The following is a 24,856-nucleotide window of genomic DNA, read 5'->3' as shown; positions in this document are numbered from 1 at the left end:
CGCGAAGGCCTTTCGCAAATGAATTCGCTCCCACAAAGAAAGTGATTTATACCGACTTGGGTTTGTAACTCTCGGCAGCACTCTCTTCGATCGCCTGCTGGATAGCGCGCTTGCGGCGCTCTTCTGCACGGCGGGTGAAGAACCAGACCAGGAAGGTCACCAGCGAGACTGCCAACAGGATCAGGCTGGCCACCGCGTTGATCTCAGGCTTCACGCCCAGGCGCACGGCCGAGAACACTTCCATCGGCAGGGTCGTCGAACCCGGCCCGGAAACGAAACTGGCCAGTACCAGGTCATCCAGCGACAGGGCAAAGGACATCATGCCACCCGCTGCCAGCGATGGCGCGATCATCGGGATGGTGATCAGGAAAAACACCTTCCACGGCCGCGCGCCCAGGTCCATGGCCGCCTCTTCGATGGACAGGTCCAGCTCACGCAGACGCGCCGACACCACCACCGCGACGTAAGCCGCACAAAACGTGGTGTGAGCGATCCAGATGGTGACGATGCCGCGCTCCTGCGGCCAGCCGATCAACTGCGCCATGGCCACGAACAGCAGCAACAGCGACAGACCAGTGATCACTTCCGGCATCACCAGTGGAGCCGTGACCAGACCGCCGAAGAACGTACGCCCCTTGAAACGCGAAATGCGGGTCAGCACAAAGGCCGCCATCGTGCCCAGTGCAACAGCGGCAATGGCCGTGTAGAGGGCGATTTCCAGTGAGCGCCCTACCGAGCCCATCAATTGGGTGTTGTCCAGCAGGCCGACGTACCACTTGACCGACCAGCCACCCCAGACCGTGACCAGCTTGGAATCGTTGAACGAGTAGATGACCAGAATGACCATCGGCGCGTAGATGAACAACAGGCCGAGCACCAGGATCAGGTTGGAGAAGCGAAAACGGTTCATACCTTGCCCTCCAATTCCTTGGCCTGGCTGCGGTTGAACAGAATGATGGGCACGATCAATACCAGCAACATGATGACCGCCAGCGCCGAAGCCACCGGCCAGTCGCGGTTGTTGAAGAACTCCTGCCACAGCACCCGACCGATCATCAGGGTTTCCGGGCCACCCAGCAGTTCCGGGATGACGAACTCGCCCACCACCGGGATGAACACCAGCATGCAGCCGGCAATCACGCCATTCTTGGAAAGCGGCACGGTGATTTTCCAGAAGCTGTTGAAGGTGCTGGAACCCAGGTCGGACGCCGCTTCCAGCAGGCTCGGGTCATGTTTGACCAGGTTGGCGTACAGCGGCAGGATCATGAACGGCAGGTAGGAATAGACCACGCCGATATAGACCGCCAGGTTGGTGTTGAGGATCTGCAACGGCTCGTCGATCAGCCCCAGCCACATCAGGAAGGCATTGAGCAGCCCGTTATTGCTGAGGATGCCCATCCAGGCGTAGACGCGAATCAGGATCGCCGTCCAGGTCGGCATCATGATCAACAGCAACAGCACGGTTTGCATGTCCTTGCGGGCATTGGCGATGGCGTAGGCCATCGGGTAACCGATCAGCAGGCACAGCAAGGTGCTGAAGAACGCCATCTTCAGCGAGCCCAGATAAGCCGAAATGTATAAGTCGTCACCGCTCAGCAACGTGTAGTTGGCCAGGTTAAGGACCAGTTGCAGCTTGTCTTCGGCGTAACTGAAGATTTCGGTATAAGGCGGGATCGCCACATCCGCCTCGGCGAAGCTGATCTTGAGAACGATCAGGAACGGCAGGGCGAAGAACAGGAACAGCCAGAGAAACGGCGCACCGATGACCAATTGGCGGCCATTGGGCGTGATTCGCTGAAAGGCACGTTTGATCTTGCGGATTTTCATGAGCGCAGCACCACGCCGCTGTCGTCTTCCCACCACACATAGACTTCATCGTCCCAGGTAGGCCGGGTGCCCTGACGCTCGGCGTTGGCCACGAAGGACTGCACCAGCTTGCCGCCGGGCAACTCGACGTAGAACACCGAATGGCCGCCCAGATAGGCGATGTCATGCACCTTGCCGCGCGACCAGTTGTGCTCGAACGTCGGCTGTTCAGTGGTGATCAGGAGCTTTTCAGGGCGCAGTGCATAGGTGATGTGCTTGTCTTCCACCGAGGTGGTCACACCGTGCCCGACATAGATCTGGCGCTCAAGGTCAGGACTCTGGATCAGCGCATACCCCTCCATGTCCTCGATCACCTCGCCCTCGAAGAGGTTGACGCTGCCGATGAACTCGCAGACCAGACGGCTGGTCGGGGTTTCGTAGATATCGATGGGGCTGCCGATCTGGGCAATCCAGCCCAGGTGCATGATCGCGATACGCGCGGCCATGGTCATGGCCTCTTCCTGGTCGTGGGTCACCATCACGCAGGTCACGCCTACGCGCTCGATGATTTCCACCAGTTCCAGTTGCATCTGCGAACGCAGTTTCTTGTCCAGTGCGCCCATGGGTTCGTCGAGCAGCAGCAACTTGGGTTTCTTCGCCAGCGAACGGGCCAGGGCCACGCGCTGACGCTGACCACCGGAAAGCTGATGCGGCTTGCGCTTGGCGTACTGGGTCATCTGCACCAGCTTGAGCATTTCGGCCACGCGGGCGTCGATCTCGTCCTTGGGCAGCTTGTCCTGCTTGAGGCCGAAGGCGATGTTGTCCGCCACGGTCATGTGCGGGAACAGCGCATAGGACTGGAACATCATGTTGATCGGACGTTCGTAGGGCGGCATGTCGGTAATGTCGACGCCATCCAGAAAGATCCGGCCCTCGGTGGGGCGCTCGAAACCGGCCAGCATGCGCAGCAAGGTGGACTTGCCGGACCCCGAACCGCCGAGCAGGGCGAAAATCTCGCCCTTGTTGATTTGCAGGGACACATCGTCCACAGCGACTGTCTCGTCGAATTTCTTCGTGACCCGCTCGATCCTGACCAGAACCTCTTTGGGTTGCTGACCGCCTTCGATGGCTTTCTTGTAGGCGCCAGAGGCAACTGCCATGGGTGAAACTCCCAACAGAATATGCAGCCCGGCAGTATTGGCCGGGCGCTGGATTTTTTATTTGCCCGACTTGACCCTGGTCCAGCTGCGGGTCATCAGACGTTGCACCTTGGGCGGCAACTCACTGTTCACAAACAACCGGTCCAGCACGTCCTGAGGCGGGTAAACCGCTTCGTCGGTACGAATGTCCTGATCCATCAGGTCGCCGGAGGCCGGCGTCGGGTTCGCATAACCCACTTCATCGCTGACCTTGGCGATCACCGCCGGGTCGAGCAGGTAGTTGATGAAGGCGCTGGCTTCCTTGACGTTCTTCGAGTCCGCCGGGATGGCGAGCATGTCGAACCACAGGTTGCCTCCTTCCTTGGGAATGGAATAGGCAATCTTCACACCCTTGCCCGCCTCTTCTGCACGATCACGGGCCTGAAACACATCCCCCGAGAAACCGGCCGCGACACAGATATCGCCATTGGCCAGATCGGTAATGTACTTGGAGGAGTGGAAATAGGTGACATAAGGACGAACCGCCAGCAGCCTGGCTTCGGCCTTCTTGTAGTCAGCCTCCTTGGTGCTGTTGGGGTCCAGGCCCAGGTAATTGAGCACGGCCGGAATCATTTCATCGGCCGAGTCGAGAAACGCCACGCCACAGCTGGAGAGCTTCTTGATGTTTTCAGGCTCGAACAGCACGGACCAGGAATCGATTTTATCGACACCCAGCACAGCCTTGATCTTCTCGACGTTGTAACCAATGCCGTTGGTGCCCCACAGGTAGGGAACGGCGTACTGGTTGCCCGGATCGTTCTTCTCCAGACGCTTGAGCAGTGCCGGGTCGAGGTTCTTGTAGTTGGGCAGCAGCGATTTGTCGAGCTTCTGGAAAGCGCCCGCCTTGATCTGCTTGCCAAGGAAATGGTTGGACGGCACCACAACGTCGTAACCGGTACGCCCGGCCAGCAACTTGGCTTCCAGGGTCTCGTTGGAGTCGAATACGTCGTACATCGGCTTGATGCCGGTGGTGGTTTCAAAATCCGCCAGGGTGGTCTCACCGATGTAATCGGACCAGTTGTAAATGTGCACAGTGGATTCGGCCTGAACACTGGCCACAGTGGTCAGCGCCGCAACAGCGAGCATCGATTTGGCCAATAAAGAAATAGACACGTAAACAATCCTTTTCAGTATGGGGGTCTGGTGCCCGTTTCGGTGAGCTGAAAAATGGGTCGGCAACTTACCGTTGATGACTGTGAAGCGCAAAAAAACTTTATATGACACTCCCCCTGTAGGAGCGGATTCATCCGCGAAAGCTCTTGTTCAGACGCTGCCATTGCATTGAATGAAAGAGAGCTTCGCGAATGAATTCGCTCCTACCGTATCGGGGGGAGAGGGTTATTTACCCGATTTGATCTTGGTCCAGCTGCGGGTCAGGATCCGCTGGGTTGCCGCAGGCAAGTCAGCGATGGCATAGAGCTTGGCCTGTACATCGGCAGGTGGGTACACGCCTGGGTCGCTGGTGATTTCCTTGTTGACCAGTGACGTCGCTGCGGCGTTGCCGTTCGGGAAGCGCACCTCGTTGGTGATCTCGGCCATGATTTCCGGTTTCATCAGGAAGGTCATGAACTTGTAGGCACCGTCGACGTTCTCGGCATCCTTGGGAATGGCGACCATGTCAAAGAAGCTGCCAGCGCCTTCCTTCGGAATGTTGTAGCCCACCTTGACCTTGCCACCCGCCTCTTCGGCACGGGCCTTGGCCTGGTAGATATCACCCGAGTAGCCGACCGCTACGCAGATGTTGCCGTTGGCCAGGTCGGAGATGTACTTGGACGAGTGGAAGTAGGCAATCGATGGACGAATCTTCATGAACAGCGCTTCAGCTTCGGCCAGCTGCTTCTTGTCCTGAGAATCGGTCGGGTAGCCCAGGTAATGCAGAGCGATCGGCAGCATTTCCGTTGGCGAATCGAGGAAGCTGATGCCACAGGATTTCAGCTTGGCAGCGTTTTCAGGCTTGAACAGCAGGTCCCAGGAGTTGACCGGCGCGTCAGCACCCAGCGCGGCTTTCACTTTCTCCGGGTTGAAGCCGATACCGATCGAACCCCACATGTACGGGAAGGCGTGCTTGTTACCCGGGTCGCTGACCGAAACGGCCTTGAGCAGATCCTTGTTCAGGTTGCCGTAGTTAGGCAGTTTGGACTTGTCCAGTTCCTGATAGACGCCCGCCTTGATCTGCTTGGCCAGGAAATTATTGGACGGAACAACGATGTCATAACCGGACTTGCCCGCCAGCAGCTTGGCTTCCAGTGTTTCGTTGCTGTCGAACACGTCGTAGACCACCTTGATGCCCGACTCTTTCTCGAACTTGGCAACGGTGTCCGGTGCGATGTAATCGGACCAGTTATAGACGTGCAGCACTTTTTCATCTGCCTGCGCAGTGGCGGCCACAACGCCCATCAGGGACAAGGCGAGAAGGGTCTTGCCAAATGTTTTCATGCGTACAGCTCCAATATTTATCACTGACCGTTAGATTAGCGGCTTCTAGCCATTAGTCTGGCAAGTTCCGGTTCGCGCTTTCAAGCCAAGTTTCACCACAAAACACACCATGACCGTAGGAGCGAATTCATTCGCGAAAGGCCAATACATCTGAAGAAGAGGTATACCCTTCGCGGATAAATCCGCTCCTACAGTGCTGCCAGAGTCAGGTCCAGGCACTTGCGGGCCTTCTCGACCAACTCATCGATTTGCGCAAGGCTGATGACCAGTGGCGGCGCAATGATCATGGTATCCCCCACCGCTCGCATGATCAGGCCATTGTCGAAGCAGAAGGTTCTACAGATCATGCCCGCCCCCTTGCCGGTGTAACGCTCACGAGTGGTCTTGTCTTTGACCAGCTCGATCGCCCCCAGCATGCCGACACCCCGCACCTCACCTACAAGTGGGTGGTCACTCAGCTCACGCAGACGTTTCTGCAAGTATGGTGCCGTTTCCGAGCGGACTTTTTCGACGATGTTTTCTTCGCGCAGGATACGTATGTTTTCCAGCGCCACCGCAGCCGCCACAGGATGCCCGGAGTAGGTAAACCCGTGGTTGAAGTCGCCGCCTTCATGGAGCACCGCAACGATTTCATCCCGAACGACCAGCCCACCCATGGGTACGTAACCCGAGGTCAGGCCCTTGGCGATGGTCATCATGTCCGGCTTGAGACCATAGAAATCGCTACCGAACCACTCACTGGTGCGCCCGAACCCACAGATCACTTCGTCAGCAACGAACAGAATGTCGTAGCGGGCCAGGATTTCCTTGATCTTCGGCCAGTAGGTATCCGGCGCAACGATCACACCACCAGCCCCCTGAATCGGCTCGGCAATGAAGGCGCCGACATTTTCCACGCCCAGCTCGAGAATCTTTTTCTCCAGTTGCTCGGCCGCCCAGATACCGAATTCGTCGGGCGTCATGTCGCCGCCCTCGCCAAACCAGTACGGCTGGGGAATATGCACCACGCCGGGGATCGGCAGATCGCCCTGCTCGTGCATGTAGGTCATGCCACCCAGGCTGGCACCGGCCACGGTCGAGCCGTGGTAGCCGTTGACCCGGCTGATGATGGTCTTCTTGCCGGGCTGGCCTTTGAGCGCCCAGTAATGACGGACCATGCGCAACATGGTGTCGTTGCCTTCGGAGCCCGAGCCGGTAAAGAAGACGTGGTTCATTCCCTCGGGCGTGATCTCGGAAATGGCCTTGGCCAGCTCCAGCGCTGGCGGGTGAGCGGTCTGGAAGAACAGGTTGTAATAAGGCAACTCGCGCATCTGTCTGCTGGCCGCTTCCACCAGTTCTTCACGCCCGTAACCGATGGCGACACACCACAGGCCGGACATCCCGTCCAGAATCCTGTTGCCTTCGCTGTCCCACAGATACACGCCCTCGGCACGGGTGATGATGCGCGGACCGTTTTCTTTCAACTGCCTGTAATCGCTGAACGGTGCCAGGTGATGCTCGCTGCTCAAGGCTTGCCATTCGAGGGTTTGAGGGTTGTTGGCACTCATGCAGCGCTTCCTATGTCCGGGGGTACGGTAACAAGACGCCGCACGCAGGGTCTGCGGCGGCGCCTGCATGAATCAAACGGCGAAGAGCAGAAATTCACGCTCCCATGAACTGATCACACGCTTGAAGTTCTCGTGCTCGGCACGCTTGACCGCCACGTAGCCGACGATGAACTTCTTGCCCAGGTATTTTTCGATGGTCTTGCTGTTCTCCATACGCTCCAGGGCATCCTCGATGGTCAGCGGCAGACGCAGATTGCGGCGCTCATAACCGCGACCGACCACCGGCGCGCTCGGATTGATCCCCTCGACCATACCGATGAAACCACACAGCAGGCTCGCGGCAATGGCCAGATACGGGTTGGCATCGGCACCCGGCAGGCGGTTTTCCACCCGACGGTTCTGGGGAACGGCATCCGGCACACGCAGGCCGACCGTGCGGTTTTCCTCCCCCCACTCCACGTTCACCGGCGCAGAGGTGTCCGGCAGGAAGCGGCGGAACGAGTTGACGTTGGGCGCGAACAGCGGCAACAGCTCGGGGATGAGCTTCTGCAGACCTCCGACATGGTGCAGGAACAACTGGCTCATGGTCCCGTCATCATTGGAAAAGATGTTCTTGCCTGTCTTGATGTCGATGATGCTCTGGTGCAGGTGCATCGCACTGCCCGGCTCGCCGGTCATGGGCTTGGCCATGAAGGTGGCCGCCACATCATGCTTGAGCGCGGCTTCGCGCATGGTGCGCTTGAACACCAGGATCTGGTCGGCCAGCGACAGCGCATCACCATGACGGAAGTTGATTTCCATCTGCGCCGTGCCGTCTTCGTGGATCAGGGTGTCCAGATCCAGATTCTGAAGCTCGCACCAGTCGTAGACGTCCTCGAATAGAGGGTCGAATTCGTTGGCGGCTTCGATGGAGAAAGACTGACGCCCCGTTTCCGGGCGACCAGAGCGACCGATAGGTGGCTGCAACGGGTAATCGGGGTCGTCGCTGCGCTTGGTCAGGTAGAACTCCATCTCCGGCGCCACGATCGGCTGCCAGCCCTGGTCGGCGTAGAGCTTGAGGACTTTCTTGAGGACATTGCGGGGCGACAGCTCGATGGGGTTGCCCTGCTTGTCGTACGTGTCATGAATGACCTGCGCCGTCGGCTCGATGGCCCAGGGCACCAGATACACCGCGTTCTGGTCGGGACGGCAGACCATGTCGATATCGGCCGGGTCCAGCAATTCGTAGTAGATGTCGTCTTCTACATAATCGCCGGTCACTGTCTGCAACAGCACGCTCTCGGGCAGACGCATGCCCTTTTCGGCAATGAACTTGTTGGTCGGAGAGATCTTGCCACGGGTAATGCCGGTGAGGTCGGACATCATGCATTCGACTTCGGTGATCTTGTGTTCTTTCAACCAATCGGTGAGCTGGTCGAGGTTGGTACTCATAAATACCTCAGGGTTGGCGTGTCCTGATCGTTATCAGGCGTTTTTTCGACGCAACGGCGTCACGTTGTACAACTCGTTTCGGCAGATACGAATAAGCGCTATGGTGGCATCTGCGTGTCTGGAAAGCATGAGGGCCGAGCGGGCCGCTATAGTGATACTGTTCGGCATGAAAAGGTCGTACAGCCCGACACAGATGTCCAGTATGGCTGGAACTCCTCACTGTGCTATCGGGTCTTGTGAGATTCAGCGACACGTCATCAAGAATACGTGTATGAATGTGACCATGACCTTTCTGTCTGGTGCAGAAGTGAGGATCGATCAAGGGAAGGCAAGGCATTGAACCCTCGGTTTTATTGCTCTGTGGGTTGCAATCGAGCTTAGCCTTGTTCATTTTTTTATACAACTTCCCGCAATAAAGAGAACACAACCCTTCCAGCCCCTGACTCAACAAGGGTTTCAATACAAAAGGAGTGCCCCAAACGGCAGCAAAAGTGGCTGTTTTGCGCAGTTTCAGGGCAACCAAAGGCTCTATTGACTTCATCCTGGCTTTCGGATTGACTGAAACCCGCAAGGCTCGATGATTGATATTTTTAACAACAAAGGTGTTGCATCATGTCGGTACCCCCGCGTGCCGTTCAGCTCAACGAAGCGAACGCGTTCCTTAAGGAACATCCTGAGGTTCTGTACGTTGACCTTCTGATTGCAGATATGAATGGTGTGGTTCGTGGCAAACGCATCGAACGCACCAGCCTCCATAAGGTTTACGAGAAAGGCATCAACCTGCCGGCCTCTTTATTTGCTCTGGATATCAATGGCTCCACGGTGGAAAGCACCGGCCTGGGCCTGGACATCGGCGATGCCGACCGGATCTGTTATCCCATCCCCGATACCCTGTGCAACGAGCCATGGCAGAAGCGCCCGACGGCCCAACTGCTGATGACCATGCACGAACTCGAAGGCGACCCGTTCTTCGCCGACCCGCGTGAAGTGCTGCGTCAGGTAGTGACCAAGTTCGATGACCTGGGCCTGACCATCTGCGCCGCTTTCGAGCTGGAGTTCTACCTGATCGACCAGGAGAACGTGAACGGTCGCCCGCAACCGCCACGCTCGCCCATCTCCGGCAAACGTCCACACTCGACACAGGTCTACCTGATCGACGACCTCGACGAGTACGTCGACTGCCTCCAGGACATTCTGGAAGGCGCGAAAGAACAAGGCATCCCTGCCGACGCCATCGTCAAGGAAAGCGCCCCGGCCCAGTTCGAGGTGAACCTGCATCACGTGGCCGATCCGCTCAAGGCCTGCGATTACGCTGTCCTGCTCAAGCGTCTGATCAAGAACATCGCCTACGACCATGAAATGGACACCACCTTCATGGCCAAACCCTATCCGGGTCAGGCAGGCAACGGGCTGCATGTCCACATTTCGATTCTGGACCGCGACGGCAAGAATATCTTTGCCAGCGAGGATCCCGAGCAGAACGCCGCATTGCGTCATGCGATCGGCGGTGTGCTCGAGACCCTGCCAGCACAAATGGCGTTCCTGTGCCCGAACGTCAACTCGTACCGCCGGTTCGGCGCCCAGTTCTATGTCCCCAACTCCCCGACCTGGGGCCTGGACAACCGTACCGTTGCGCTGCGTGTGCCAACCGGCTCGGCCGATGCCGTACGCATCGAACACCGCGTGGCCGGTGCCGATGCCAACCCGTACCTGCTGATGGCCTCGGTGCTGGCAGGCGTGCATCACGGTCTGACCAACAAGGTCGAGCCGGGCGCGCCGGTAGAAGGCAACTCCTACGAGCAGCACGAACAAAGCCTGCCGAACAACCTGCGCGACGCACTGCGCGAGCTGGACGACAGCGAAATCATGGCCCGTTACATCGACCCGAAATACATCGATATCTTCGTGGCCTGCAAGGAAAGCGAGCTGGAGGAGTTCGAGCACTCCATCTCCGACCTTGAGTACAACTGGTACCTGCACACCGTTTGACCGGCATGCAGTAAAAACGCCGCAGGCCGCAAGGTTGTGCGGCGTTTTTGTTTATGGCTTCGCGAATGAATTCGCTCCCACCGGTCCATGTAAGAGCGAATTCATTCGCGAAGGCAACGCCGCGTTACAATGCCCACAATCCCGCTCAAGAGACCACCCCATGACCCGCCCCGCCACACCTCGCAAACCCAGAGCACGTAGCCAGGCCCGAATCGATTCGATTCTCGATGCCGCACGCACCCTGCTCGCTGCCGAGGGAGTGGCCAGCCTGTCGATCTACAGCGTGGCCGAGCGCGCCGAGATACCGCCGTCGTCGGTCTATCACTTCTTCGCCAGTGTCCCTGCCTTGCTGGAAGCCCTGACCGCCGATATTCATGCAGCCTTCCGCGCCTCCCTCCAGGCGCCCATCGAGCATGACGAACTCAAGAGCTGGCACGATCTGTCCCGTCAGGTGGAACTGCGAATGCTGAGCATCTACAACGCCGATGCCGCCGCACGACAACTGATCCTCGCCCAGCACGGCCTGACTGAAATCAATCAGGCCGACCGCCAGCACGATATCGAACTGGGCCACCTGATGCTGGAGGTGTTCAACCGCCACTTCCCGCTCCCGACGCTGCCGGATGACGTGGATGTCTTCGCACTGGCGATGGAGCTGGGCGACCGTGTCTACGCACGCTCGGTGCAACTGCACGACCAGATCACCCCGCGCATGGCCGAAGAAGGCATGCGAGTGTTCGACGCTTACCTGGGGCTGTACCTGCCGCCCTTCCTGCCCAAGCGCGCCCAGCCGCTTTGATCCGCCCATGAAAAACCCCGGAGGGCTTTCACCGTCCGGGGTCGTGTGTATCACGAGCGATCACAGCTTGGCGATCGACACCTCGGTGGACTTCACGAAGGCAATCACTTCGCTGCCCACGGCCAGTTCCAGTTCTTTGACCGAACGGGTGGTGATGACCGAGGTCACGATGCCGGAAGCGGTCTGGACGTCGATTTCGGACAGCACGTCACCCTGAACGATTTCCTTGATAGTGCCTTTGAACTGGTTGCGAACGTTGATGGCTTTGATAGTCATGGTCTGTCTTCCTTTTGGGGATAGGGTTAATTGGCCCAGCGCAATTGCGTGGGCAATGGTGAAACGGGTTCAGGTTCCGGTGGCGATCCGGGCAGGGACAGCACACGGTTGAGCACTTCGGTTTCCAGCGCCGCCAGGCGATGAGAGCCGCGGGCACGCGGGCGCGGCAGGTCGACGGTCAGGTCCAGGCCGATGCGGCCTTCTTCGATCAGAATCACGCGGTCGGCAATCGCGACCGCCTCGCTGACATCGTGGGTAACCAGCAGCACCGTGAAGCCATGTTTGCGCCACAGGTTTTCGATCAGTTGCTGCATCTCGATACGGGTCAAGGCATCCAGCGCCCCCAGTGGCTCATCGAGCAACAGCAGGCGTGGCTTGTGAATCAGGGCCCGCGCCAGGGCAACGCGCTGCTTCTGGCCACCGGACAGCGCCGCCGGCCACTCATTGGCTCGCTCGGCCAGGCCCACCGCTTCAAGTGCTTCGAGCGCTTGCGGACGCCAGTCACCGCTCAGGCCCAGCCCGACGTTATCGATGATTTTTTTCCAGGGCAGCAGACGCGCCTCCTGAAACATCAGCCGTGTGTCTTCCCGGGCATCGGCCAGCGAGGCAGAACCGGCCAGCAATTCGCCCTCGGTGGGCTTGTCCAGCCCTGCCAGCAGGCGCAACAAGGTGCTTTTGCCGCAACCGCTGCGACCGACCACCGCCACGAACTGCCCGGCCGGAATGTGCAGGTCGATGTCCTTGAGCACTTCACGGGAGCCGAACGCCTTTTTCAGGTTCTGAATCGCCAGCGGGATACCCCGCAGCAAATGTGCAGGTTGTTCTTTCAGACTGGTCATGCGGCACCGCCTTTGCTGACTTGATAGGCCGGATGCCAACGCAGGCATACACGTTCCAGAGCACGGGCCGCCAGATCGGCCAGCTTGCCGAGCACGGCATACAACACGATGGCCAGCACCACGACGTCGGTTTGCAGGAATTCGCGGGCATTCATGGCCAGATAACCGATACCGGAACTGGCCGAGATGGTTTCGGCCACGATCAGCGTCAGCCACATGAAGCCCAGAGCAAAACGTACCCCCACCAGAATCGAAGGCATGGCACCCGGCAGGATCACATGGCGGAACAGGCTGAAACCCGAGAGGCCGTAGCTGCGGGACATCTCCACCAGGGCCGGATCGATGTTGCGGATCCCGTGGTAAGTGTTCAGGTAGATCGGGAACAAGGTGCCCAGGGCGACCAGGAAAATCTTCGCGGTCTCATCGATACCGAACCACAGGATGACCAGCGGAATCAGCGCCAGATGCGGCACGTTACGAATCATCTGCACTGAACTGTCCAGCAGACGCTCGCCCCATTTGGTCAGGCCGGTAATAAAACCCAGTACCAGGCCAATGCCGCCACCGATGGCAAAACCGATACCGGCACGCCAGCCACTGATTGCCAGGTGAGTCCAGATTTCACCGCTGACGATCAGGTTGACGCCCGCCTCAATCACCGCGCTGGGCGCAGGCAGAATGCGTGTAGACAGCCAGCCGGCGCTGACCGAGAGTTGCCAGACCGCCAGCAGCAGGACGGGAAGCGCCCAGGGTGCCAGTCGGTGAATCGTTCGTTGCGAAGCACTAAGGCTCATGGAGTGGTCTCCTCGAAGGGCCTGACAATCACTGTGCTTTCGCAACAGCAGCCGGAGGGGTCCAGACCACATCAGCAATGCTCAGTGGTTTGGGAATCAGCTTGAGCTGGTAGAAGCTGTCAGCAATCTTCTGCTGGGCAGCAACGACCGGCGGCGTCAGAAACAGCGCACCGTAACCCTGGCGTTTCACCGACGTCAGGGTGATATCGGCGGGCAATCCCAACAAGGGCGCAACCTGTCGGGTCACCTCATCGGGGTTGGCCTTGGACCATTCGCCCACGGCCCGCACTTCCTCGATCAGCGCCTCAATGACTTTCGGGTTCTTCTGCGCGTAGGGCCTGGTCGCCAGATAGAACTGGTGGTTATCGACGATACCGGTGCCGTCTTTGAGCGTACGCGCCTGCAATTGCTGCTCGGCCGCGGCCTGATAAGGGTCCCAGATGACCCAGGCATCGACGCTGCCACGCTCGAAAGCTGCACGGGCATCGGCAGGCGGCAGGAACACCGTCTGGATATCGGTGTATTTCAAACCGGCCTCTTCAAGCGCTCGAACCAGCAGGTAATGAACGTTGGAGCCCTTGTTGAGTACGACTTTCTTGCCTTTGAGGTCTTTCACCGACGTGATCGGCGAATCCTTGGGTACCAGAATCGCTTCGCTGGTCGGCGCTGGCGGCTCGTAGGCCACATAGAGCAGATCGGCTCCGGCAGCCTGGGCAAAGACTGGTGGTGTTTCGCCGGTGACGCCAAAATCGATGGAACCGACATTCAGCCCTTCCAGCAACTGCGGACCGCCGGGGAACTCCGTCCACTGGACTTTAACGCCCTGCTCGGCCAGACGCTTTTCCAGCGAGCCCTTGGCCTTGAGCAGCACCAGCGTGCCGTATTTCTGATAACCGATACGAAGGTCTTCGGCCTGAGCCTGGGTGATGACACCCAGCGAGACCGCTGCGGCAAACAGAGCGACCAGGCCTCGACGCAAGATGAGAGTGCGCATGGGGCGCTCCTTTGCTGTGTAGTGAGTGGTCACCTGCCTGGCCGATGGCGGACAAGTAAGGTGAGGATTCATGGGGCGAAAAACGCCGCGATGGAGATGACATTAACAGCAGTTTTTTATATCCATAAATCTCATTTTTTCATTTGGTTATTTCCAAATTGAATATAAGAATTTCCATCCCCCGTAGGAGCGAATTCATTCGCGAAGAAAGCATTCCAACCGATGAAGATTCATGGGCTGTACGGCTTTTTCGCGAATGAATTCGCTCCTACGGGATGTGTGCGGGCATAAAAAAGGGCCGGTAAACCGGCCCGAATAACCCCACTCGATGAGTCTGTGAATCAGCGGTTCGGCTGTGGCGTCAGACGCAGGTAAGGCGTGACGGCCTTGTAGCCCTTGGGGAACCGCTCTTTGATTTCGGCTTCGTCCTTGATCGACGGCACGATCACGACATCGTCCCCATCCACCCAGTTGGCAGGGGTGGCGACCTTGTAGTTGTCGGTCAGTTGCAACGAGTCGATGACCCGCAGAATCTCGTGAAAGTTGCGACCGGTGCTGGCCGGATAGGTGATGGTCAGACGAACCTTCTTGTTCGGATCGATCACGAACAGGGAACGCACCGTCAGGGTATCGCTGGCATTGGGATGGATCAGGTCATACAGATCGGACACCTTGCGGTCGGCATCGGCCAGGATCGGGAAATTGACCCGAGTGTTCTGGGTGGTGTTGATGTCATCGATCCACTTGATATGCGAGTCGACCGGGTCCACGGACAAGGCAATCGCCTTGACGCCACGCTGGGCGAACTCATCTTTCAATTTGGCGGTGAAACCCAGCTCGGTGGTGCAGACCGGCGTGAAATCGGCAGGGTGAGAGAACAATACACCCCAGCTATTACCCAGCCATTCATGAAAACGAATACGGCCTTCACTGGAATCCTGTTCAAAGTCAGGGGCGATATCGCCAAGTCGCAGTGTCATGGTGTAGCTCCTTGTGTCGGTCGGGCATTCGATGAGTGATGGGGCTACTGTGCACCGCCTTTTAAGAAATTAAAAAGAATGGATATCGATTTGGTTAGACCTGAAAAGAATATTAAATGTCAGGCAAAAAGAACCCCGCACGAGGCGGGGTTCTTTTTCAACTGACCCGGCTTATTTGAAAGCGTAGGTGTAGTTGAAGATCAGACGAGTCTGGTCGGTATCAACAGTAGAAGTGCTGTCGCCACGGAAAGTACCGTGACGCAAGGTAGTGCCGAAGCCTTTCAACGGACCGCTCTGGATCACGTAGTCAACGCGCATATCGCGTTCCCACTCAGAGTGCTCGGTGTTGACAGCACGGTTGACATCCTTGATGTCACGACCGCTCAGGTAAGCAATCGATGCCTTCAGACCTGGAACACCCATTTTGCCGAAGTCATACGAGTATTGACCGAAAGTGGTGTTCTCACCGGCACGAGCAAACTGACCAATCATGCTATCGGTGAACAGGTAGAAGCTGGAACCACCCACACCTTCGTTGCGACCACGATTGTCAACGATGTTACCGTTGCTCATCCAGACAAAGCCGCCATCGTCACCCACCTGTTGGTGGCCGAGAAGGAACGAGTTACCACCCAGGGTATAGGTGAACATGGCAGACCAGGTTTTGTTATCAACTTCACCGGCGTTCTTGGCATAGCCGTTGTTGTTGTTGAAACGGTAACCAACATCGCCGTTCTTGCCGTCAGAGCTGCTGTCGAAGTAGCGCAGGTCGGTCTTGAAAGACTGGTTGTCAGCGATTGGGTAAACGTGCACCAAGCCCAGGAAGTGCTGCTTGTAGTAGTCTTCCAGGTTCGAGTAGTAGTACTGCAGGGTCAGGTCTTTAGTGACTTTCCAGTCAGCACCACCGAAGACGAAGCTGTTGGAAGCTTCTGTGCCGCCAGAGACAGCAAAACCATCGAAGTTGCTCGATGCACGACCGATGCCGTGAGTCAGTTTACCGGCATTGAAAGTAACGCCATCCAGTTCCTTGGAGGAAATGGTGCCGCCTTCAAACGCTTGCGGCAGCAAACGGCCATCGTTGGACACGAGGATTGGCAGGCTTGGCGTCAGTGCATTACCGAGTTTCAGCTCGGTCTTCGAGAAGCGAGCCTTGGCGTTTCCACCCAGACGAGTCCACTCATTCACAGAAGAACCGTCGGTATCGGTAGGAGTAATACCGCCGTTCGCTGCGTGATGGCCTTTACCGCCATCCAGGTGAACACCGACCATTGCCTGAGCATCCAGACCGAAACCGACAGTACCTTCGGTGAAACCCGACTGATAGTCGAACTTCAAGCCAGTAGCGGTTTCACGGTTGCTGTTGCCAGTACCTTCGCGAGGATCGTTATCAAAATACAGGGTACGAGAACTTACGGACGCTTTGCTGTCTTCAATGAAACCTGCAGCGCCGGCCTGCTGAGCCAGGATGCCGAAGGTAACGGCCAGGGCCAGGGTGGACTTCTTCATTGCTACGCTCCTCGTGAATCTAATTTTTTTAACCGATGGTGCCGAGCTACGCTCTGACCCATGGATTCGCGTTAAGCGACAGACCCGACTGTTGAGGTCAATGGTTGCTGTACGCCTCGAGACTCAAATGACTAGACCGCGTGTGTCACTGGTGCAAGGTAGTGAAAATTCGATAAATCCAAAAGAAATTATTCACATCTCATTTAGATCTATTTGATATATGTCACAACACATGTCAACCAGAGACGACAACGAGTGTATCCATCAAATAAGCTAATTCCCAAAAAATATTTTAATACCGTTCGTCAGATCGTTTAGTTTTCAGCTACCGGACAACCGGATTGCGACTCCCCAGTCACGAAATTCCATCCGGGAACCCCACTTCATGAAACTTGAAACCCTTGTAAAACGGGCACTTGCAGCATCAATAGCAACAATTATGACAATTGCCACCACGCTGACGCTTCCCGCGTTGGCGGACGCAAAAGAAACTCTGCGGATCGGCTTTCAGAAGTCCTCAACGCTCATTTCGGTGCTCAAAAGCCAGGGTACGCTGGAGCGTGAACTGAACAAAAAGGGCATTTCGGTGTCATGGCACGAGTTTCCCAGCGGCCTGCCCCTGCTCGAATCGCTGAACGTCGGGAACGTCGATCTGAGTGCCGACGTGGCCGATACCGTTCCGGTCTTTGCTCAGGCGGCCGGTGCCAGGCTCACGTATTTCGCCCAGGAGGCCGCGTCTCCGTCCGCGCAGGCGATTGTCGTACGCAACGACTCCCCTTTGCGGACCCTGGCCGACCTCAAGGGCAGGAAAGTGGCAGTCACCAAAGCCGCTGGCAGCCATTACCTGCTGATCGCTGCCCTGACCAGGGCCGGGTTGAAATTCACCGATATAGAACCGGCCTACCTCACACCCGCCGATGGCCGAGCGGCCTTCGAGAATCGCAAGGTGGATGCCTGGGTGGCGTGGGAACCGTTTCTGAGCAGCGTGCAGCGACAACTGCCGACCCGTACCCTGGCTGACGGCACGGGACTGGCCGAATACAAACGCTACTACCTGACCACAACCCCTTACGCCAACAGCCATCCGGAAGTCCTGAAAGTGGTGTTCACCGAGCTGAAGAGGACAGGCGAGTGGGTCAAGGCGCACCCGACCGAAGCTGCAAAAATCCTGGGCCCGCTCTGGGGCAACCTGGACATCCCGACCGTAGAGGCCGCCAATGCACGGCGCAGCTACGCAGTGCAAAGTGTCCAGGCCAGCCAGTTGGGTGAGCAACAAAGCATTGCCGATGCATTTCTGGCCGCCGGGCTACTGCCCAAAGCCGTGAACGCCAGGGATGTGCAGGTGTGGAAGCCTTGATAGCAAGCCTGACATGGCGTGTTTTTGGCTCATAAGCTAAGTCAGAAAAGTTATTTATTTCGTAATTCTTAGATCATTTACGCTCCGTCATCAGCCAAGTCCCCGGCCCGCCTGATACGGAGCATCGCCATGAAACTGCACTTCTCTCTGCGCCTTTTGGTCGCCCTGTCGCTGACAGGTGCCTCTTACCTTGCACAGGCCGCCGATTTCACTGTTGCCTATCAGACCACGGTCGACCCTGCCAAGGTCGCGCAGGCCGATAACGCCTACGAGCAGGCCACGCACTCGAAGATCGAATGGCGCAAATTCGAGAACGGTGCAGATGTCATCACCGCCATTGCTTCGGGAGACGTGCAGATCGGTTATCTCGGTTCAAGCCCGCTGACGGCGGCCGCTACCCGCAAACTGCCTGTGGAAACCTTTCTGATCGCCACCCGGATCGGCGCAGCAGAAGCGCTGGTGGTTCGCAATGGTTCAGGCATCAACACACCTCAGGACCTGATCGGCAAGAAGGTCGCCGTGCCGTTCGTATCCACGGGGCACTACAGCCTGCTCGCCGCACTCAAGCACTGGAACATCGATCCGGCCAGGGTCACCATTCTGAACCTGGCACCGCCTGCCATTGCCGCAGCCTGGAAGCGCGGTGATATCGATGCGACTTACGTCTGGGACCCGGCCCTGGGCGTAGCCAAAGAAACCGGCAAGGTATTGATTACCTCTGGTGAGCTGGCTCAGGTCGGTGCGCCCACCTTCGATGCCTGGATCGTGCGCAAGGACTTCGCAGCCAAGAATCCGCAAGTGGTCAGCGCCTTCGCCAAGGTGACGCTCGATGCCTACGCCAGCTATCGCAAGGACCCCGGCGCCTGGATCGCCAATGCCAGCAACATCGACAAGCTGAGCCGGTTGTCCGGAGCCAAGGCGGCGGATATTCCAGCCCTGCTGCAAGGCAACGTCTATCCATTGGCCTCCGACCAGAAAGTATTGCTGGGCACCCCGACCATCGAAGCCATCACCAAGACCGCAGCCTTCCTGAAAGAACAGGGCAAGGTCGATGCCGTTCTGTCGGACTACTCGCCGTACACCAGCACAGCCTTCATTCCACAATAACCACCCCCCTGTGAGGGAATGACCATGGCTCTATTGCAACTGGAGCGTATCAGCGCGCACTACCCCGGCGCGCCGGAACCTGTGCTGTCGGACATCAACCTGAGCCTGGGGCCACAACAATTGCTGGTCGCGCTGGGGCCGTCCGGCAGCGGGAAGACCTCATTGCTCAATCTGATCGCGGGCTTTGTCCGCCCCAGTGCCGGACGCATCACACTCGACGGCAGACCTGTGGAAGGCCCCGGTGCCGAGCGGGGTGTGGTGTTTCAGGACGATGCGCTGCTGCCCTGGCAGGATGTGCAGGCCAACGTTGCCTTCGGCCTGGAACTGGCGGGCGTCGCACGTGCAGAGCGTGAAGCGAAAGCCCGCGAAATGCTGTCCCTGGTGGATCTGGCCGGTTTTGAACAACGCCGTATCTGGCAGCTTTCGGGCGGACAGAAACAGCGCGTCGGCCTGGCCCGTGCGCTGGCGGCAGATCCTCGCGTGTTGCTGATGGATGAACCGTTCGGCGCACTCGACGCGTTTACTCGCGAGCAGATGCAGGAACTGCTGCTGCAAGTCTGGCAACGTACCGCCAAACCGGTATTCCTCATTACCCATGACATCGAAGAAGCCGTGTTTCTGGCCACTGACCTGATCCTGCTGGCCCCCAACCCCGGCCACATTGCCGAACGCCTGCAACTGGATTTCGGACGACGCTACAGCGCCGGAGAGTCGGCACGGGCGATCAAGTCCGATCCGCGCTTTATTGAAACCCGGGAACATGTGTTGGCGACCGTCTTTTCCCGGCACCACCTCGCACGGGAGCAGCGTGCATGAACAGCTATGAATTGCAGAATCCTGTCAGCACAGGCGCGGACAAAGCAGTACGTGCCCCGCGGCACCTAAAATTGAGCACACGGACCATCAGCACTCTGACGCTGGCGACGTTACTGAGCGTCTGGTGGCTGGTGACCGCTGCGCAATGGATCGATCCCCTGTTTCTGCCACCGCCGTCTGCCGTTCTGGAGAAGGCCTGGTTGCTGCTGACGACAGGCTACATGGACTCGAACCTCTGGCAGCATCTGAATGCCAGCCTGCAACGCATCGGCCTGGCATTGGGCGCAGCCATCCTCAGCGCGATCCCGGTGGGAATTGCCATTGGCCACAACCGTATTGCCCGAGGCATCTTCGATCCGTTGATCGAGTTCTACCGCCCCATTCCCCCCTTGGCCTACCTGCCGTTGATCGTCATCTGGTGCGGCATCGGCGAGTTCTCCAAGGTGCTGCTGATCTATCTGGCGATTTTCGCGCCCATCGCCATCGCTACGGCCACCGGCGTACGCACGGTGGACCCGGCCAGGCTGCGTGCCGCGCAGTCCCTGGGTGCCACACGCTGGCAGTTGATCCGTCATGTGATTCTGCCCAGTGCCTTGCCGGACATCCTGACCGGCATAAGGATCGGATTGGGTGTGGGGTGGTCGACACTGGTTGCAGCGGAACTCATTGCAGCCACCAGCGGGCTGGGCTTCATGGTGCAATCCGCCGCTCAGTTTCTGGTAACGGACATTGTGATCCTGGGCATTCTGGTGATTGCCGTGATCGCCTTTGCGATGGAGATCAGCCTGCGCGTACTGCAACGCAAGCTGGTGCCTTGGCATGGTCGGCAACACTGATCCGCACCGCCATGCGCACATTCGCCTACCTTATGCACCGCTTTGGTGCTCAACTGACGTGCTTATATAAAGAAGGATCAGCAATAACGAAATGCCCGACTTGACCGGAGAAATTATTCTGAATGATCCAAGGCCCCGTTCTTACAGGGTTTTCAGAGAAAAAAAGAGATTTTTAAAACTTTCGGCTTCAGGATCTTCAAAACTGGCACGGCCTCTGCAATAGGTCATACATCACCAGTTTTGGGGACCTTGGTACAGGCAGGCCGGGGATTCCCCTCTTTTATTCCTCCCGGAGACTGACCTCCAGTCTCCAGCGCCCGTCCACTTCAGCAGTGCGCCAGTCGCCATGCAGTGGGCGGGCCGCCAGGAGCGTCAACACCAGCCCTTTCTCTCCTCGCTCCAGCTTCCAGCGCGCAACCTTATTGTCGATCCTCAGTTGGCCATTCCATGGCTGGCCCGCCGCCACAAATCGCAAGACAACCGCCCCGTCGACATTGTCGCCCTGAATCTTCGGCTCTTCGTTGAACCAGAGCGCCAAGCCTGTGGGCAATTCTTCGATCTGCTCCAGCTCCAGCGGCGCAGGCTGCTGCAAACGACCGATTATCATGCCCACCGTGAAGCCGACAATCGCCATGGAGCCAAGAACTCGCGGCCATAGCTTCGGTCTGGGGTCCTCTTCAGGGGTAGAATGCATCCCGTCCTTTCGTTCGGAGCCGTGCATGTTTCACGTCATCCTTTTTCAACCAGAAATTCCGCCGAATACCGGCAATGTCATCAGGCTATGCGCCAACAGTGGCTGCACCCTGCATTTGATCGAGCCTCTGGGCTTTGAGCTTGACGACAAGCGCCTGCGCAGGGCCGGGCTCGATTACCACGAGTATGCCACGCTGCAAACCCACGCAGACCTGCCCAGTTGCCTGGAAAAGATCGGTAACCCGCGTCTGTTCGCCTTTACGACCAAAGGTTCGCGCCCTTTCCACGATGCCCACTTCGAGAAAGGCGATGCCTTCCTGTTCGGCCCGGAAAGCCGGGGCCTGCCTGCCGACATTCTCGACTCGCTGAGCGGCGACCATCGGTTGCGCCTGCCCATGCGCGAAGGCTGTCGCAGCCTGAACCTGTCCAATACCGTTGCCGTCGCCGTCTATGAAGCCTGGCGCCAGCACGGCTTTGCCTGAATCCCCATAAAAAAAGCGCCTCGAAAGGCGCTTTTCATCAGGATCGTAACGCTTACTGCACAGTTGGCGTTTCGCCAGCTTCCTGCATGCGTTGCAGCTCTTGCGCGTACAGCGCGTCGAAGTTCACCGGGGACAGCATCAGCGCCGGGAACGAGCCACGAACGACCAGGTTGTCGATCGCTTCGCGTGCGTACGGGAACAGGATGTTCGGGCAGAACGCACCCAGGGTGTGGCTCAACGAGGCGTCGTCCAGACCTTTGATCAGGAAGATACCGGCCTGCTGGACTTCAACGATGAAGGCGACTTCGTCACCATTGTTGACGGTCACGGACAGGGTCAGCACCACTTCGTAGAAGTCGCCTTCCAGGGACTTCTGACGGGTGTTCAGGTCCAGGCTTACGCTGGGTGTCCACTCCTGACGGAAGATGGCAGGGCTTTTTGGCGCTTCGAACGACAGGTCGCGAACATAAATACGTTGCAAGGAAAACTGAGGCGCGTTTTCTTCGTTGGTAACGCCGTTGGTCGATTGTTCGGTCATGTCGAATCCTTATGAAAAATAGGGTGTAAAGGTGAACTCAGTTTTCCAGCAACAGGTCGAGCTTGCCTGCACGCTCCAGGGCAAAGAGGTCATCGCAACCGCCGACATGACTGGAACCGATCCAGATCTGCGGGACGGAGGTGCGACCAGCCTTTGCCACCATTTCAGCGCGAACCTGCGGCTTGCCATCGACTCTTATCTCTTCGAACGCGACTCTCTTGCTTTGCAGCAGCTGCTTGGCACGCGAGCAGTAAGGGCAATAGTCGCTGGAGTAGACGATGACTTCAGGCATTTCATTTCACCAGGGGCAAGTTATCGGCGCGCCAGCTTGAAATACCGCCAGACAATTTGGCTGCCTTGAAACCCGATTTGAGAAGCTCACGGGCCGTACTACCTGCATGCTGCCCGAATGCATCGACTATGATCAATGTCTTGTCCTTGTGTTTTTCCAGCTCGGACGTACGGCTCAGCACCTTGTCCTGCGGAAAATTCAGGGAACCGACGATATGGCCTGCCGAGAAATCCTTCTTGGAGCGAACATCGATGACCACGCCCTGATCGCTATTGACCAGTGCCGTCAGCTCACGTGTGCTCAGGCTGCGGCCGCCCTTGCTCAATTCATAGGCAATCAGCAGGGCCAGCAAGATGACGAAAGCACCGGTGATCAGGTAGTGGTTAGTGGCGAATTCAAGCAGTTGAGCAACCATCGGTAGGTTCCAGGGCGTTAAAATGTCGGCCAGTATACACAGCACCCATGGTGGGCCAAAGTCTGCGCGACAGTGACGCCGTTTGAACTTGCCCCTAAAATATCGATCTTTTTTGTACTTTCTCTCATCAGCCTTGAGTGGGTTCTATGACCGCCACCCCAAAACCTCTGGTCCTTATCATCCTGGATGGCTTCGGACACAGCGAAAACCCTGACGGCAACGCCATTATGGCCGCCAGAATGCCCGTCATGGATCGCCTCTACAAAACCATGCCCCATGGCCTGATTTCAGGCTCCGGCATGGACGTGGGTCTGCCGGACGGGCAGATGGGCAACTCCGAAGTCGGCCACATGAACCTGGGGGCCGGTCGCGTGGTTTATCAGGACTTCACTCGCGTGACCAAGGCCATTCGCGATGGCGAGTTCTTCGAGAACCCGACCATCTGCAACGCCGTGGACAAGGCCGTGAATGCGGGCAAGGCCGTCCATATCATGGGGCTGTTGTCCGATGGCGGCGTTCACAGCCATCAGGATCATCTGGTGGCCATGGCCGAACTGGCCGTGAAGCGTGGCGCCGACAAGATCTACCTGCACGCCTTTCTCGATGGCCGCGATACGCCGCCACGCAGCGCGAAAGGCTCGCTTGAACTCATGGACGAAGCTTTCGCCCGTCTGGGCAAGGGCCGTACCGCCACGATCATTGGCCGTTACTTCGCCATGGACCGCGACAATCGCTGGGACCGTGTCTCCACGGCCTACAACCTGATTGTCGACAGCGTGGCCGAATTCCAGGCCGACACGGGCGTCGCCGGTCTGGAAGCCGCCTATGCGCGTGACGAGAACGACGAATTCGTCAAAGCCACCCGCATCGGTGAGCCGGTCAAGGTCGAGGACGGCGACGCCGTGGTCTTCATGAACTTCCGCGCCGACCGTGCCCGCGAATTGACCCGCGTCTTCGTCGAAGACGACTTCAAGGACTTCGATCGCGCCCGTCAGCCCAAGGTCAACTACGTGATGCTGACCCAGTACGCGGCCAGCATTCCTGCGCCATCGGCCTTTGCGGCCGGCAGCCTGAAGAACGTGCTGGGCCAGTACCTGGCGGACAACGGCAAGACGCAACTGCGCATTGCCGAAACCGAGAAGTACGCACACGTCACCTTCTTCTTCTCCGGCGGTCGTGAAGAACCGTTCCCGGGCGAAGAGCGCATCCTGATTCCGTCGCCCAAAGTCGCCACCTACGACCTGCAGCCGGAAATGAGCGCTCCGGAAGTCACCGACAAGATCGTCGATGCCATCGAAAACCAGCGTTATGACGTCATCGTCGTCAACTACGCCAACGGTGACATGGTCGGCCATAGCGGTGTCATGGCCGCAGCAGTCAAAGCGGTGGAATGCCTGGACCTGTGCGTCGGCCGGATCACCGACGCTCTGGAGAAGGTCGGCGGCGAAGCCCTGATTACCGCAGACCATGGCAACGTCGAACAGATGACCGATGACTCGACAGGTCAGGCGCACACCGCCCATACCTCCGAGCCGGTGCCTTTCATCTATTTCGGCAAACGCAAGCTGAAAGTCCGCGAAGGCGGGGTTCTGGCCGATGTCGCGCCAACCATGCTGGGGCTGATGGATCTGGAGAAACCGCAAGAGATGACCGGTCATTCGATTCTGGTTGCGGAGTAAAAGGCTCTGAACCGGCATTTCGATACCCGACAATGCCGGTTTTTT

At 58.0% G+C, this 24,856-nt stretch carries 25 protein-coding genes; 8 read left to right on the top strand and 17 right to left on the bottom strand.

All coding sequences use genetic code 11. The features are described 5' to 3' along the window. Positions 1 to 46 precede the first annotated feature (46 nt). From ACIPY9_RS17380 to ACIPY9_RS17350, 7 genes are all read right to left on the bottom strand, one after another. Positions 47 to 910: an ABC transporter permease subunit gene (locus tag ACIPY9_RS17380; RefSeq protein WP_400703828.1), complete on the bottom strand. Its 864-nt coding sequence runs from the start codon at positions 908 to 910 to the stop codon at positions 47 to 49. Then, positions 907 to 1,827 (bottom strand): ABC transporter permease subunit, encoded by a 921-nt coding sequence (locus ACIPY9_RS17375; RefSeq protein WP_400703825.1) that lies wholly within the window; start codon positions 1,825 to 1,827, stop codon positions 907 to 909. The genes ACIPY9_RS17380 and ACIPY9_RS17375 overlap by 4 nt, the downstream gene beginning before the upstream one ends. Continuing rightward, complete coding sequence (gene potA, locus ACIPY9_RS17370; RefSeq protein WP_400703822.1) at positions 1,824 to 2,966, bottom strand: polyamine ABC transporter ATP-binding protein; 1,143 nt, start codon at positions 2,964 to 2,966, stop codon at positions 1,824 to 1,826. Before potA ends, ACIPY9_RS17375 begins: the two co-directional genes overlap by 4 nt. Before the next feature lie 57 nt (positions 2,967 to 3,023). Next, the gene (locus tag ACIPY9_RS17365) at positions 3,024 to 4,091 is read right to left on the bottom strand and encodes a polyamine ABC transporter substrate-binding protein (RefSeq protein ID WP_400703876.1); all 1,068 of its coding nucleotides are present in this window, start codon (positions 4,089 to 4,091) and stop codon (positions 3,024 to 3,026) included. 252 nt (positions 4,092 to 4,343) lie between these two features. Next, entirely contained in the window at positions 4,344 to 5,441 is a 1,098-nt protein-coding gene (locus tag ACIPY9_RS17360) for a polyamine ABC transporter substrate-binding protein (RefSeq protein WP_400703819.1), read from the bottom strand. Between the two features lie 188 nt (positions 5,442 to 5,629). Continuing rightward, complete coding sequence (locus ACIPY9_RS17355) at positions 5,630 to 6,988, bottom strand: aspartate aminotransferase family protein (RefSeq protein ID WP_400703816.1); 1,359 nt, start codon at positions 6,986 to 6,988, stop codon at positions 5,630 to 5,632. Positions 6,989 to 7,060: 72 nt separating this feature from the next. Beyond that, complete coding sequence (locus ACIPY9_RS17350; protein WP_400703813.1) at positions 7,061 to 8,419, bottom strand: glutamine synthetase family protein; 1,359 nt, start codon at positions 8,417 to 8,419, stop codon at positions 7,061 to 7,063. Positions 8,420 to 9,031: 612 nt separating this feature from the next. Here ACIPY9_RS17350 and ACIPY9_RS17345 point away from each other — a divergent pair. Together ACIPY9_RS17345 and ACIPY9_RS17340 are read left to right on the top strand one after the other, a co-directional pair. Further along, the gene (locus ACIPY9_RS17345; protein WP_400703810.1) at positions 9,032 to 10,408 is read left to right on the top strand and encodes a glutamine synthetase family protein; all 1,377 of its coding nucleotides are present in this window, start codon (positions 9,032 to 9,034) and stop codon (positions 10,406 to 10,408) included. 160 nt (positions 10,409 to 10,568) lie between these two features. Next, positions 10,569 to 11,207: a TetR/AcrR family transcriptional regulator gene (locus ACIPY9_RS17340; RefSeq protein ID WP_400703807.1), complete on the top strand. Its 639-nt coding sequence runs from the start codon at positions 10,569 to 10,571 to the stop codon at positions 11,205 to 11,207. 60 nt (positions 11,208 to 11,267) lie between these two features. Here ACIPY9_RS17340 and ACIPY9_RS17335 read toward each other — a convergent pair whose 3' ends face one another. The 6 genes from ACIPY9_RS17335 to ACIPY9_RS17310 form a co-directional block, all read right to left on the bottom strand. Beyond that, on the bottom strand, positions 11,268 to 11,483 hold the full coding sequence (locus tag ACIPY9_RS17335) for a molybdopterin-binding protein (RefSeq protein WP_025262382.1): 216 nt from the start codon (positions 11,481 to 11,483) through the stop codon (positions 11,268 to 11,270). 26 nt (positions 11,484 to 11,509) lie between these two features. Next, positions 11,510 to 12,322, bottom strand: coding sequence for an aliphatic sulfonates ABC transporter ATP-binding protein (gene ssuB, locus ACIPY9_RS17330; protein WP_400703803.1), 813 nt, complete (start codon positions 12,320 to 12,322; stop codon positions 11,510 to 11,512). Beyond that, positions 12,319 to 13,116, bottom strand: coding sequence for an aliphatic sulfonate ABC transporter permease SsuC (gene ssuC / locus ACIPY9_RS17325; RefSeq protein WP_400703800.1), 798 nt, complete (start codon positions 13,114 to 13,116; stop codon positions 12,319 to 12,321). Before ssuC ends, ssuB begins: the two co-directional genes overlap by 4 nt. A 28-nt stretch (positions 13,117 to 13,144) precedes the next feature. Then, the gene (locus ACIPY9_RS17320; protein ID WP_400703797.1) at positions 13,145 to 14,110 is read right to left on the bottom strand and encodes a sulfonate ABC transporter substrate-binding protein; all 966 of its coding nucleotides are present in this window, start codon (positions 14,108 to 14,110) and stop codon (positions 13,145 to 13,147) included. A 341-nt stretch (positions 14,111 to 14,451) separates the two neighbouring features. Then, positions 14,452 to 15,090 (bottom strand): peroxiredoxin, encoded by a 639-nt coding sequence (locus ACIPY9_RS17315; RefSeq protein WP_400703794.1) that lies wholly within the window; start codon positions 15,088 to 15,090, stop codon positions 14,452 to 14,454. A 171-nt stretch (positions 15,091 to 15,261) separates the two neighbouring features. Next, positions 15,262 to 16,596 (bottom strand): OprD family porin, encoded by a 1,335-nt coding sequence (locus ACIPY9_RS17310; RefSeq protein WP_400703791.1) that lies wholly within the window; start codon positions 16,594 to 16,596, stop codon positions 15,262 to 15,264. 439 nt (positions 16,597 to 17,035) lie between these two features. On the opposite strand from ACIPY9_RS17310, the gene ACIPY9_RS17305 reads away from it, so the two are divergent. The 4 genes from ACIPY9_RS17305 to tauC all read left to right on the top strand — a co-directional run bounded on the left by ACIPY9_RS17305 (position 17,036) and on the right by tauC (position 20,712). Further along, the gene (locus tag ACIPY9_RS17305; protein ID WP_400703788.1) at positions 17,036 to 17,953 is read left to right on the top strand and encodes an aliphatic sulfonate ABC transporter substrate-binding protein; all 918 of its coding nucleotides are present in this window, start codon (positions 17,036 to 17,038) and stop codon (positions 17,951 to 17,953) included. Positions 17,954 to 18,082: 129 nt separating this feature from the next. Continuing rightward, a complete protein-coding gene (gene tauA, locus ACIPY9_RS17300) occupies positions 18,083 to 19,060 on the top strand; it encodes a taurine ABC transporter substrate-binding protein (RefSeq protein ID WP_400703785.1) in 978 nt (325 codons plus the stop codon). A 24-nt stretch (positions 19,061 to 19,084) separates the two neighbouring features. Further along, positions 19,085 to 19,876 carry a taurine ABC transporter ATP-binding subunit gene (gene tauB / locus ACIPY9_RS17295; RefSeq protein ID WP_400703782.1) on the top strand — a complete coding sequence of 264 codons (792 nt, stop codon included), beginning with the start codon at positions 19,085 to 19,087 and terminating at the stop codon, positions 19,874 to 19,876. Continuing rightward, on the top strand, positions 19,873 to 20,712 hold the full coding sequence (gene tauC / locus ACIPY9_RS17290) for a taurine ABC transporter permease TauC (RefSeq protein ID WP_400703779.1): 840 nt from the start codon (positions 19,873 to 19,875) through the stop codon (positions 20,710 to 20,712). Before tauB ends, tauC begins: the two co-directional genes overlap by 4 nt. Before the next feature lie 280 nt (positions 20,713 to 20,992). On the opposite strand, the gene ACIPY9_RS17285 is transcribed toward tauC, so the two are convergent. After that, entirely contained in the window at positions 20,993 to 21,433 is a 441-nt protein-coding gene (locus ACIPY9_RS17285; RefSeq protein WP_400703776.1) for a hypothetical protein, read from the bottom strand. Between ACIPY9_RS17285 and ACIPY9_RS17280 the strand changes: the two genes are divergently transcribed. Beyond that, positions 21,432 to 21,887: a tRNA (cytidine(34)-2'-O)-methyltransferase gene (locus ACIPY9_RS17280; RefSeq protein ID WP_400703773.1), complete on the top strand. Its 456-nt coding sequence runs from the start codon at positions 21,432 to 21,434 to the stop codon at positions 21,885 to 21,887. The genes ACIPY9_RS17285 and ACIPY9_RS17280 overlap by 2 nt on opposite strands. A 52-nt stretch (positions 21,888 to 21,939) precedes the next feature. Here the strand turns inward: ACIPY9_RS17280 and secB are convergent, their stop codons facing one another. The 3 genes from secB to ACIPY9_RS17265 are packed head-to-tail and all read right to left on the bottom strand — an operon-like array spanning position 21,940 to position 23,132. Further along, on the bottom strand, positions 21,940 to 22,425 hold the full coding sequence (secB, locus tag ACIPY9_RS17275; protein WP_400703770.1) for a protein-export chaperone SecB: 486 nt from the start codon (positions 22,423 to 22,425) through the stop codon (positions 21,940 to 21,942). A 37-nt stretch (positions 22,426 to 22,462) separates the two neighbouring features. Further along, the gene (grxC, locus tag ACIPY9_RS17270) at positions 22,463 to 22,717 is read right to left on the bottom strand and encodes a glutaredoxin 3 (protein WP_400703767.1); all 255 of its coding nucleotides are present in this window, start codon (positions 22,715 to 22,717) and stop codon (positions 22,463 to 22,465) included. A gap of 1 nt (position 22,718) precedes the next feature. After that, positions 22,719 to 23,132, bottom strand: a complete 414-nt coding sequence (locus ACIPY9_RS17265; RefSeq protein WP_400703764.1) for a rhodanese-like domain-containing protein — start codon at positions 23,130 to 23,132, stop codon at positions 22,719 to 22,721. A gap of 146 nt (positions 23,133 to 23,278) precedes the next feature. On the opposite strand from ACIPY9_RS17265, the gene gpmI reads away from it, so the two are divergent. Next, a complete protein-coding gene (gpmI, locus tag ACIPY9_RS17260; protein ID WP_400703761.1) occupies positions 23,279 to 24,811 on the top strand; it encodes a 2,3-bisphosphoglycerate-independent phosphoglycerate mutase in 1,533 nt (510 codons plus the stop codon). Positions 24,812 to 24,856 lie beyond the last annotated feature (45 nt).

It is taken from the genome of Pseudomonas sp. NPDC089734 (assembly GCF_044748865.1).
Lineage (GTDB): Bacteria > Pseudomonadota > Gammaproteobacteria > Pseudomonadales > Pseudomonadaceae > Aquipseudomonas.
The sequence above is the reverse complement of the archived record's forward strand: the minus strand, read 5'-3'. Positions and strand labels throughout refer to the sequence as shown.

Bases quoted from the DNA above. Each gene is read 5' to 3' on its own strand.
- ACIPY9_RS17310 (WP_400703791.1), bottom strand. From the start codon at position 16,596: ATGAAGAAGTCCACCCTGGCCCTGGCCGTTACCTTCGGCATCCTGGCT.
- ACIPY9_RS17340 (WP_400703807.1), top strand. From the start codon at position 10,569: ATGACCCGCCCCGCCACACCTCGCAAACCCAGAGCACGTAGCCAGGCC.
- ACIPY9_RS17315 (WP_400703794.1), bottom strand. From the start codon at position 15,090: ATGACACTGCGACTTGGCGATATCGCCCCTGACTTTGAACAGGATTCC.
- ACIPY9_RS17305 (WP_400703788.1), top strand. From the start codon at position 17,036: ATGACAATTGCCACCACGCTGACGCTTCCCGCGTTGGCGGACGCAAAA.
- ACIPY9_RS17320 (WP_400703797.1), bottom strand. From the start codon at position 14,110: ATGCGCACTCTCATCTTGCGTCGAGGCCTGGTCGCTCTGTTTGCCGCA.
- tauA (WP_400703785.1), top strand. From the start codon at position 18,083: ATGAAACTGCACTTCTCTCTGCGCCTTTTGGTCGCCCTGTCGCTGACA.
- ACIPY9_RS17285 (WP_400703776.1), bottom strand. From the start codon at position 21,433: ATGCACGGCTCCGAACGAAAGGACGGGATGCATTCTACCCCTGAAGAG.
- ACIPY9_RS17365 (WP_400703876.1), bottom strand. From the start codon at position 4,091: ATGCTCGCTGTTGCGGCGCTGACCACTGTGGCCAGTGTTCAGGCCGAA.
- ACIPY9_RS17355 (WP_400703816.1), bottom strand. From the start codon at position 6,988: ATGAGTGCCAACAACCCTCAAACCCTCGAATGGCAAGCCTTGAGCAGC.
- gpmI (WP_400703761.1), top strand. From the start codon at position 23,279: ATGACCGCCACCCCAAAACCTCTGGTCCTTATCATCCTGGATGGCTTC.
- ACIPY9_RS17375 (WP_400703825.1), bottom strand. From the start codon at position 1,827: ATGAAAATCCGCAAGATCAAACGTGCCTTTCAGCGAATCACGCCCAAT.
- ssuB (WP_400703803.1), bottom strand. From the start codon at position 12,322: ATGACCAGTCTGAAAGAACAACCTGCACATTTGCTGCGGGGTATCCCG.
- secB (WP_400703770.1), bottom strand. From the start codon at position 22,425: ATGACCGAACAATCGACCAACGGCGTTACCAACGAAGAAAACGCGCCT.
- tauB (WP_400703782.1), top strand. From the start codon at position 19,085: ATGGCTCTATTGCAACTGGAGCGTATCAGCGCGCACTACCCCGGCGCG.
- grxC (WP_400703767.1), bottom strand. From the start codon at position 22,717: ATGCCTGAAGTCATCGTCTACTCCAGCGACTATTGCCCTTACTGCTCG.
- potA (WP_400703822.1), bottom strand. From the start codon at position 2,966: ATGGCAGTTGCCTCTGGCGCCTACAAGAAAGCCATCGAAGGCGGTCAG.
- ACIPY9_RS17265 (WP_400703764.1), bottom strand. From the start codon at position 23,132: ATGGTTGCTCAACTGCTTGAATTCGCCACTAACCACTACCTGATCACC.
- ACIPY9_RS17350 (WP_400703813.1), bottom strand. From the start codon at position 8,419: ATGAGTACCAACCTCGACCAGCTCACCGATTGGTTGAAAGAACACAAG.
- ACIPY9_RS17335 (WP_025262382.1), bottom strand. From the start codon at position 11,483: ATGACTATCAAAGCCATCAACGTTCGCAACCAGTTCAAAGGCACTATC.
- tauC (WP_400703779.1), top strand. From the start codon at position 19,873: ATGAACAGCTATGAATTGCAGAATCCTGTCAGCACAGGCGCGGACAAA.
- ACIPY9_RS17280 (WP_400703773.1), top strand. From the start codon at position 21,432: ATGTTTCACGTCATCCTTTTTCAACCAGAAATTCCGCCGAATACCGGC.
- ACIPY9_RS17380 (WP_400703828.1), bottom strand. From the start codon at position 910: ATGAACCGTTTTCGCTTCTCCAACCTGATCCTGGTGCTCGGCCTGTTG.
- ssuC (WP_400703800.1), bottom strand. From the start codon at position 13,116: ATGAGCCTTAGTGCTTCGCAACGAACGATTCACCGACTGGCACCCTGG.
- ACIPY9_RS17360 (WP_400703819.1), bottom strand. From the start codon at position 5,441: ATGAAAACATTTGGCAAGACCCTTCTCGCCTTGTCCCTGATGGGCGTT.
- ACIPY9_RS17345 (WP_400703810.1), top strand. From the start codon at position 9,032: ATGTCGGTACCCCCGCGTGCCGTTCAGCTCAACGAAGCGAACGCGTTC.